Origin of the sequence: Syntrophomonas sp. (genome assembly GCF_028707975.1) — a bacterium.
In the GTDB taxonomy this organism is placed as follows: domain Bacteria; phylum Bacillota; class Syntrophomonadia; order Syntrophomonadales; family Syntrophomonadaceae; genus Syntrophomonas.
This window is the reverse complement of record NZ_JAQVZX010000015.1, coordinates 20,611-29,310: the sequence shown is the minus strand read 5'-3', so window position 1 is coordinate 29,310 and position 8,700 is coordinate 20,611. Positions and strand designations below refer to the sequence as shown.

Annotated in this window: 8 protein-coding genes; all 8 read right to left on the bottom strand. The window is 46.2% G+C overall.

Annotated elements, in window-relative coordinates:
* Positions 1-417: 417 nt before the first annotated feature.
* The 8 genes from PHP87_RS11895 to alaS all read right to left on the bottom strand — a co-directional run bounded on the left by PHP87_RS11895 (position 418) and on the right by alaS (position 8,586).
* Positions 418-636 carry a DUF4911 domain-containing protein gene (locus PHP87_RS11895; protein ID WP_366942885.1) on the bottom strand — a complete coding sequence of 73 codons (219 nt, stop codon included), beginning with the start codon at positions 634-636 and terminating at the stop codon, positions 418-420.
* Positions 637-652: 16 nt separating this feature from the next.
* Positions 653-1,882: a U32 family peptidase gene (locus PHP87_RS03665; protein WP_299918570.1), complete on the bottom strand. Its 1,230-nt coding sequence runs from the start codon at positions 1,880-1,882 to the stop codon at positions 653-655.
* Positions 1,883-1,921: 39 nt separating this feature from the next.
* Entirely contained in the window at positions 1,922-2,959 is a 1,038-nt protein-coding gene (gene mltG, locus PHP87_RS03660) for an endolytic transglycosylase MltG (protein WP_299918567.1), read from the bottom strand.
* 83 nt (positions 2,960-3,042) lie between these two features.
* Positions 3,043-4,560 (bottom strand): VanW family protein, encoded by a 1,518-nt coding sequence (locus PHP87_RS03655; RefSeq protein WP_299918565.1) that lies wholly within the window; start codon positions 4,558-4,560, stop codon positions 3,043-3,045.
* 70 nt (positions 4,561-4,630) lie between these two features.
* On the bottom strand, positions 4,631-4,930 hold the full coding sequence (locus PHP87_RS03650) for a DUF1292 domain-containing protein (RefSeq protein WP_299918563.1): 300 nt from the start codon (positions 4,928-4,930) through the stop codon (positions 4,631-4,633).
* Positions 4,931-5,006: 76 nt separating this feature from the next.
* On the bottom strand, positions 5,007-5,438 hold the full coding sequence (gene ruvX, locus PHP87_RS03645; RefSeq protein WP_299918561.1) for a Holliday junction resolvase RuvX: 432 nt from the start codon (positions 5,436-5,438) through the stop codon (positions 5,007-5,009).
* Positions 5,439-5,615: 177 nt separating this feature from the next.
* Positions 5,616-5,888 (bottom strand): IreB family regulatory phosphoprotein, encoded by a 273-nt coding sequence (locus tag PHP87_RS03640; RefSeq protein WP_299918559.1) that lies wholly within the window; start codon positions 5,886-5,888, stop codon positions 5,616-5,618.
* Positions 5,889-5,943: 55 nt separating this feature from the next.
* Positions 5,944-8,586, bottom strand: a complete 2,643-nt coding sequence (gene alaS / locus PHP87_RS03635) for an alanine--tRNA ligase (RefSeq protein WP_299918558.1) — start codon at positions 8,584-8,586, stop codon at positions 5,944-5,946.
* Positions 8,587-8,700 lie beyond the last annotated feature (114 nt).

Sequence of the window (8,700 nt, the reverse complement as noted above, 5' to 3'; positions counted from 1 at the left end):
TTTAATTTTTGTGTTGTTTTAATTGGATTTATTAATAGAACTTACTTTATTAAATTTGATTGCTCAAATTAATCATGTTAAAATTTTGTTGTCGCTTATGTCCATGGTATTGAGCATATGCGTGGATTGAAACAATTTTATTTTTGTGTAGCCACTAAATGATGAAACTCTTTGACAGAAACACAACCAGGAGGCTGTGTTTCTGTCTTTTGTGACCGACCAGGCTAAAAGTAGGAGTTTTTTATCCCTGAGAATTAAAGATATAATCTGCACTAAATATTGGAGATGGATTGTAGGGTAGCAGTAAATACATAGTGTTTGTTGCGAAAATGCAGGAGAGGAAATTGAGATGTTTGGCATAAATTTAATCCGAAAAGAGTTCATTTATAACATGTAAGTTTATATAAGGATTTAACCTTACTCCCCGGCCCTCACTGGAGCAAGAAGTTCTGTTTCCATCCCATCCAAAACTTCAACGGGGAAAGGCAGGTTGTCCAATATTTCCCTTATTTCGGGGATACTGTCTTCGGTTCCTCTTATTATTAGCAGACCTGAGCTGGAGTCAATAGTAGAAACGATTCCCAGGTGATCATAGGCCTCAATAATCTTGGTAAGCAGGTCAATTCGTTGGGGGATTAAGCGCAGAAGTATTTTATCCTTGATTGACTGTCCCCCCTTTTCTCAATATGGAAAATTCAGGCAGGCCGTGGTCAAAGGGAATCAAGACCTTTTGTTGGGGATGCCGGGCCCGGTCCAAGGCCGCTAAATCTTCATCATATAGTTTCTCCAACACAAACCCCAAAAGCTCTCCTCCGGGCAATAAAAATTCCAAATAATCGCCACAGCCGAAATTAGCCCTTTGTTCTACTTCAATCATACCTTGCTGCTCGCGATAGCCGGTAACAACAGCGCAAAATTCCGCCCGCAGCGGCATTTCTTCCTTGTCGATATCCTGAGCCCGGTCTTCTTCTCCGCCAATAAAAGCACTGGTAAAGGGCCGGGTAGCGGTCTTATGCAGCTCTGCCATCCAGACTTTCAATTCCTCAACCGTAAAAGGGGCCGTACTATACCGGTCTATGGCCTGGCGGTATACCCGGGCCACACTGGCAAGATAAAGCGGGCTTTTCATACGCCCTTCCACCTTGAAGGCATCTACTCCCGCTTCCACCAGGCGGGGGATATATTCCAAGAGGCAAAGGTCGCGCGAATTCAGTATATAACTGCCTCTTTCATCTTCCTCTATGCCAAAATACTCCCCAGGTCTTTTTTCCTCGACCAGGGCGTAACGGTAGCGGCAGGGGTGGGCACAGGCTCCCTGATTGGCGCTGCGACCAGTCATGTAGCAGGAGAGTAAGCAGCGTCCCGAATAAGAGACACACATGGCGCCGTGAACAAATATTTCGATCTCCACACTGCTTTTCTTTTTGATTTCTTCGATTTCACGAAGGTTCAATTCCCGGGCCAGGACAATGCGTCGGGCTCCTTGATCCTGAAAAAAGGAAGCCGCTTCGTAATTGCTGACATTGGCCTGGGTGCTTATGGTTACTGGAATTGAAGGAGCATATTTTTGCGCCAGGCGTAAAACCCCCAGATCCGAGATTATGAAACCATCTGGTTGCAAACTAGCCATTTCTTCCAGGTAGGCTGGTAATTTAAGCATATCCTGGTTATGGGCCAGGATATTTACGGCCAGGTAAGCCTTCTTCTTTCTACTGTGGGCAAATGCAAGGCCTTCCTCTATCTCGGCCCGGCTGAGGTTTCCGGCATAAGCTCGGAGGCCAAATTCCTTGCCGGCAAAATAAACGGAATCCGCGCCGAATAATATTGCCGTTTTAAGTTTTTCCAGGGTTCCAGCAGGAAGCACCAGTTCGGGCCCTTTCATCAAACAACCTCCTAACAAGTCCGGAATAACTGTAAGGATTTATTGTCCATATTCTTTTTGCGCTTGCAGATGTTCATTATAAGTGCGGGAAAAGAAATGGCTCCCATCACCTTTGGAAACATAGTAATAATAAGAATGCTCCTGGGGATTTAGAGCGGCATTTATTGAAGCCTCACCCGGGCAAGCAATTGGACCCGGAGGCAAACCCGCATATTTGTAGGTATTATACGGAGAGTTCACTTCCAAATCGGCGTAAGTTACCAGTTCTTTATGCCTCTGCAAGGCGTAGAGCACACTGGCGTCAATCTGCAACAGCATGCCGGCATTCAATCGATTTAGTATTACTCCCGCAATCACCGCTCTTTCTTCTGGCACCCGGGCTTCTTTTTCTATTAGGGAAGCCAGGGTAATAGTCTGGTAAACACTCCATTTTTTAGCCTGAGCCTGCTCGGCAAACTTTTTCTGCCATACCTGCTCGAAATTGTTCAACATAAGCGTAATTATCTGCTGGCAGTTATAATCTTCAGGAACAAAATAAGTCTCCGGATATAAAAAACCCTCCAGCCGCTTCTCGTTTTCTAAAGGAAGCGCTTTTAAAAAAGCAAAATCATAATCCTGCCTGACGCTCCTCTTCCATTCTTCCTGACTGCAAAGCTGTTTCTTCATAAGCATCCGCCCGATTTGCTCCAAAGTGTAACCTTCAGGAATAGTAAAGGAAATGTTGACTACCCGACCCTGAACAATATCATCAACGATCTCTTTCAGCGACTGGCTGCGGCTAAAGCGATAGTGACCCGCTTTCAGTCTGCTATCAAAAGCATTCTTCTGACAGTAGGCTAGAAAGACATTTTGCTTATGTATCAGCCGCTCATTATAAAGTATATCTGCTACCTGCCTGGCACCGGTCTTTTCTGGAATTACAATGTCCACCATACTTTTGTCAGCAGGATCCACCGGCTGGTACTGGCGGGCAATCATTTGCCCGGTAAATAAAACCCCGGCCAATATAAGAAAGAAAACCGCCAGTACTATTGCTGCCACTTTGGGTTTCGCCAGTTTCAACTTTATTTCACTCATTTCTCTCCACTTTCCTCAGCAATTATTTCTAATCATCGGCGTCTGGCGACCATTCCGTCCTCCGTCTTCTGTCTTCCGATTTCCTATATTGTAATGGGCGGCGTATCCTCATCCTCATTCTCCGGCAGCGGGATCGGGACTTCCGGCGGCTCAGGTTCCACCAGCGGCGGTGCCTCGCCGGTACCGTCACCAGCCGCGTCAGGCTCAATTTCATTTTCGGGATTCTCAGAATTATCAGGATTCTCCGGCGGCGATTCCACCGTGACACTCGGGCCTACATAGATCAGCTTATCCAGAGGCTTGTAATAGTCCGATGCCAGTTGCTCGCTTTTAACTACCCGACCTTCCTCATCCATGAAACTACGGAAAGATCTGACTACATAGCCTTGAATGCCGGCATGGTCAACTTTTTCCTGCCCTGGATTCAGGCTAGGTTCGTTTTGTCGTATTTCCTTAAATGCAATAACCCGGTCAGTGATAGTAGATAATCGAATTTTTCTTTTTTCCGTCAGGTTGCCGTAAATATTCATAGTCAGCTTACCAGCCTGAGCCCAGGCTCTTATGTAAATGGGATAGGCACTGTTATTCTTGAAACGAAAATCCTGCAATCCGTATGCTACAGTAGCATCCCGCCCCACGGGAACATAAGCCACTGCCAGAGCATGATTGTGTCTCTCTACTATCTCCAGGCCAGCCAGCAAAACAGCATTATAAAGGGTGGATGAAACCTGGCATACACCCCCTCCCAGGCCGGGCTCAAACTTTCCATTGACAATAACCATAGCATCACGATAGCCGGCTTCAATCACTCTTTCCCCCACCCACTGGTTAAAAGAAAAAGTTTCGCCGGGAACCAGCATAGAGGTGTTAATAGCCGCAGTTGCCAGATAAAGATTGTGGGAACGGTTTATCTCATTAGCATTATACCAGGTGGAAAATGAGGCTAGTTCCCCCATATTGCTTAAATCCTCATCCTTTACCCGGGGCCATTCTTCTTGTATGATAATGGGAATTTCGATGCTTTCCATTGCGCCCCATTCCTGAGGAAGCTTGGCAAAGGTCTGCTCAGTATCTACCTTTAAACCTTTCCTGGCCGGGATTAGTACCAGTCCTTTTTCTCGGTCTATCTCCAGGCGAGCATCTTCCGCCCCCACCCCCAGAACCTTATTCCACTCATCAATCATCTGGGCTTTGATTTCGGGCTTATATTCCAGCTTCATCGGATAGAAAACTTCCTGGGAACCATCCATATTGGAGAGCTTGGAAGTCCAATCCCGCTTCTGCTCCTGCTGCCAGACCCTATTAACTACATCCTCATAGTCAATTGCATAACTAATTTCCGCCAGGGTATTTTCAAAACTATGATCCTGGTAGTAAAATACAACCGGTATATTTTTATAAGCATCTAAATCCTGCTGTAGTCTTGACACAGCCTGTTTACTGGTATATCCCCCTACCTTCGTAGAAGCAATTTTGACCCCCGGCAGGAAATAGGGCGATTTGTAAAATACCTGAAAAAAATACATCGCTCCCGCTGAAGCTATTCCCAGCAGCAGTATCAAGCTAAATACTATAGTTGTTTTCACTTTCCCCTTGGCCAAAATCCTTCCCCCCACCACCATCTATCCCCAAAAGAAAAAAAGGAAGCCTCGCGGCTCCTTTTTCCCAAGACTATAGCTCTTCACTATCCACGAGTTCCTGCCAAGCTTCAACTACCATTTCCCATTCGGTTTCATCATCGATATCACTCAACAATTCATTGCCTTCCTCATCAATAATTACTTTCAGGATAACTACTTCACCGTCTTCTTCGTCCAACTCCTCTTCTTCTTCTTCATCCAGTGGAACCAGAACCCGGTACTTGTCATTCTCAATTTCCAATTCAGCCAACAGTTCAAACAGGTGCTCTATTCCATCCTCATCAACCAGTACCAAAATCGGGAAATCTTCCTCCAAAAATTCTTCGGTCATAAAGTCACCTCTTTCATTAGATAAATGTAATTCTATTGTTTTCCACAGCTGTTGTCAAATCTTTCCTCACCGTAGATTAAAATTTATATTTTTTCCCGCTGCAACCCCCGTCCAAATAAGCCTGCAGTATGTGAACCGCCGCTATTTTATCAATCAATTCTTTTCTTCTTTTACGCGAAAGATCAGCCTCCAGAAGAACTCTTTCAGCACTCTTACTGCTCAAGCGCTCATCCCAGAATTCAACCGGTATCTTAATATCCTCATGCAAAGCCTGGGCAAATTCCTGAGTTTCCAGAGCTTTAGGCCCCATAGTCCCATTCATATTGAGGGGAAGACCCAATACTATCTTTTCGACCTCGAATTCCTGGCAAAGCCCCTTCAAATAACTCAAGTCTTTCTTCAGCCCTTTTCGCTGCAAAATCGAATGCCCTTGAGCCGTCCATCCCATAGGGTCACTGAAGGCAATACCAATCCTTTTTTCACCAAGATCCAATCCCATTATGCGCATAGAGCCCTTCAGGTCCTCCTCTCTGATGAGTCATGGAGAACAGATTCAGCGTGAACATGTCATCGTTAATCATAATAAATCTGCGTAAATCTGCATCAAATAAATTTATTTTCTTACTACACCATTATAATTCCAATTCTTGAATATAGGCCCGGGATTAAGACCAGCCCTCAAAATTTACTTGCCTTTCCCCGTGCTGTTTTGGAGGTAGTTTTTTAATAAAACCTCCATTATTTCATCCCGGTCTACTTTGCATATCAAGTTGCGCGCCTCACTATGACTGGTTATGTATGCTGGTTCTCCTGAAATCATATACCCCACCAGTTGATTGATCGGATTATATCCCTTCTCCTGCAAAGCCTGGTATACCGTATGCAGGATGGCACGCACTTTATTCTCATCATCACGATCCAATTTGAAACTAACCGTTTCGCCTGGTATTTGAGGCATAGTCAACACCTCCCTCTACCAGAATTTCTCCACTACTCCCTCAAATTCCTGCGCTTTAGGATAAGGTTTTTTTCACCATTTTCCTGGCCTCGGCCAAGGCCTCAGAAATTTTGGTCTTGTCCCTACCTCCAGCCTGGGCCATATCGGGACGCCCTCCACCTCCGCCACCAGCTACCTGAGCAGCTGCACCAACTATCTTGCCAGCATGGAGTCCCTGCTCCAGCAAATCTTTGCTCACAAAACAAACAAAGGATATTTTCTCCCCTTTTATCGAAGCCAACATAACTACAGCCCGGCCCAGTTTATCTTTCAAGATCTCGGCATTTTGGCGCAGGCTACCCGGGTCTTCAATATCCACCGCTTCAATCAAAATCCAGGCATCATTTAATTGATAGGCCTTGTTAAGCAGTTCATCACTGGAAGAACGCGATAAACGCTGCTGCAAGATTTCGATCTCTTTATCTTTTTCCTTGAGCGAATTGTTCAGTAATTCAATCCTTCTCCCCACCTCCAGCGGTGAGCTGCGCAAAGCCAAAGCCGCCTTTTTTAACTCATCTTCCACCTGCTTAAGGTATTCCATGGCATATCTACCGGTTATAGCTTCAATTCTTCTCAGTCCTGAGCCGATGCTTCCTTCTCCGGTAATTTTAAATAAACCGATTTGGCCGGTATTTTCTACATGAGTCCCCCCACAGAGTTCGCTGCTATACGATTCAACCTGAACTACCCTTACTTCTTCCCCGTACTTTTCCCCAAAAAGGGCCATAGCCCCCATTTCCCGAGCCTCTTTTTGAGCAGTTACCGTGGTGCTCACGGGATAAAGCTTCCATATAGCCTCATTTACCATCTGCTCAATTTGAAAAAGTTCTTCATTACTTAAAGCCTTGAGGTGAGAAAAATCAAAGCGCAGGCGGGTGGGTTCAACCAGCGAACCTTTCTGCTGGGCATGTTCCCCCAGCACTTCCCGCAGGGCCCGGTGCAAAAGATGAGTGGCGGTATGATTTCCGGCCGTATCCATCCGGGCCCGGTCATCCAGCTGCAAGCTAACCCCTTCGCCAGTTGTCAGCGCCCCCTCCACTATTCCATAATGGAGGATCCAGGCGCTGAGCTTCTTGACATCCTGCACCCGTAGTAATCCTTCCTGTCCCTTTACAATACCACCATCCGCCACCTGTCCCCCGCTCTCTGCATAAAAAGGAGTTCGGGCCGTAATTAAAACCACTTCTTCGCCATTGAGCGCTTTATCTGCCAGAGCGCTATCTTTAATAATGGCCAGAAGTACTGAGTCGTCAATAGTTTTTTCGTAACCGGTAAAATTGCTGGGGGCGATACCGGCAAGTTTTTCCGATAATAAGCGTTCCTGTCCCAGCAAATCTTCGCCTTTGTTAGCCTGCCGTGCCCGCTGACGCTGCTCTTCCATGCTCCGATCAAAACCCGTTTTTTCTAGTGTCAAATGATTTTCTTCCGCCATATCTTCAGTCAAATCCAAAGGGAAGCCATAGGTATCATAAAGCATAAACGCTTCTTCGCCCGGGATTACATTATCACCTCGCTGACGTGCCCGCTCCATTATCTCTTCGGCCTTTTTCAAACCATCATTCAAGGTAAGCAGAAATCGTTCTTCTTCCAGGTGGATTACTTCTTGGATAAAATCCTGTTTCTCCTTAAGCTCGGGATAAGCTTCTTGCATTATATTGCAGACCACACCCACATTTTTATAAAGGAAAGAACCCTCAATACCCAATAGGCGTCCAAAGCGCAAAGCCCGGCGCAATATCCGGCGCAGAACATAACCCCGTCCATCATTACTGGGAAGCACACCATCGGCAATCAAAAAACTGCAAGCCCGGCTGTGGTCAGCGATAACGCGGAAAGGAAAGCCTGCTTCCCCCTGCTCATAGGCTTTTCCGCTTAGTTCTTCAATCCTTTTAATAATGGGGATAAACAAATCCGTATCAAAATTACTGTCCACTCCCTGCAAAATTGAACTCAGCCGTTCCAACCCCATACCGGTGTCAATACTGGGGCGGGGCAATGGCGTCATTTCACCGCTTTCATCCCGGTTATACTGCATAAAGACCAGGTTCCAGATTTCCAGCCAGCGGTCACAATCGCAAACCCCGATGCCACAGTCGGGAGCACCGCAGGAATACTCGATTCCCCGGTCATAGAGTATTTCGCTGCAGGGACCACAGGGACCGGTGTCCCCCATACTCCAAAAATTGTCCTTTTCTCCCAGCCTGACAATACAGCCGGGGTCAATCCCGCTTATCTCCGGCCATAAAGCAGCCGCCTCATCATCATCCTGGTATATGGTTACCCAAAGTTTTTCCTGGGGAAGTCTCACTACCTCTGTAAGGAATTCCCAGGCATAACGAATAGCCTCGCGTTTAAAGTAGTCACCAAAAGAGAAGTTGCCCAACATTTCAAAAAAGGTATGATGTCTGGGGGTGCGCCCCACGGTGTCCAGATCATTGTGTTTCCCCCCTGCCCGGACACACTTCTGGGAGCTCGTAGCCCGAACATATCTGCGTTTATCCAGTCCCAGGAATACATCCTTGAACTGGTTCATACCGGCATTGGTAAATAAGAGAGTAGGGTCATTGACCGGCACCAGCGCGGAGCTTTCCACCACGCTATGCCCTCTTTCCTTAAAATATTCCAAAAAGGTTTTCCGGATTTCTGCACTGCTCCACACAGTATTGCCTCCTCTTTTCTACAAATAAGATTGTTAATCTATTTTCTTGTAGAAAATCAGCTTTGTCAACTTGCTGGATTGCTAGTCAAAGAATTATTCCTGTTAGAACCTTTC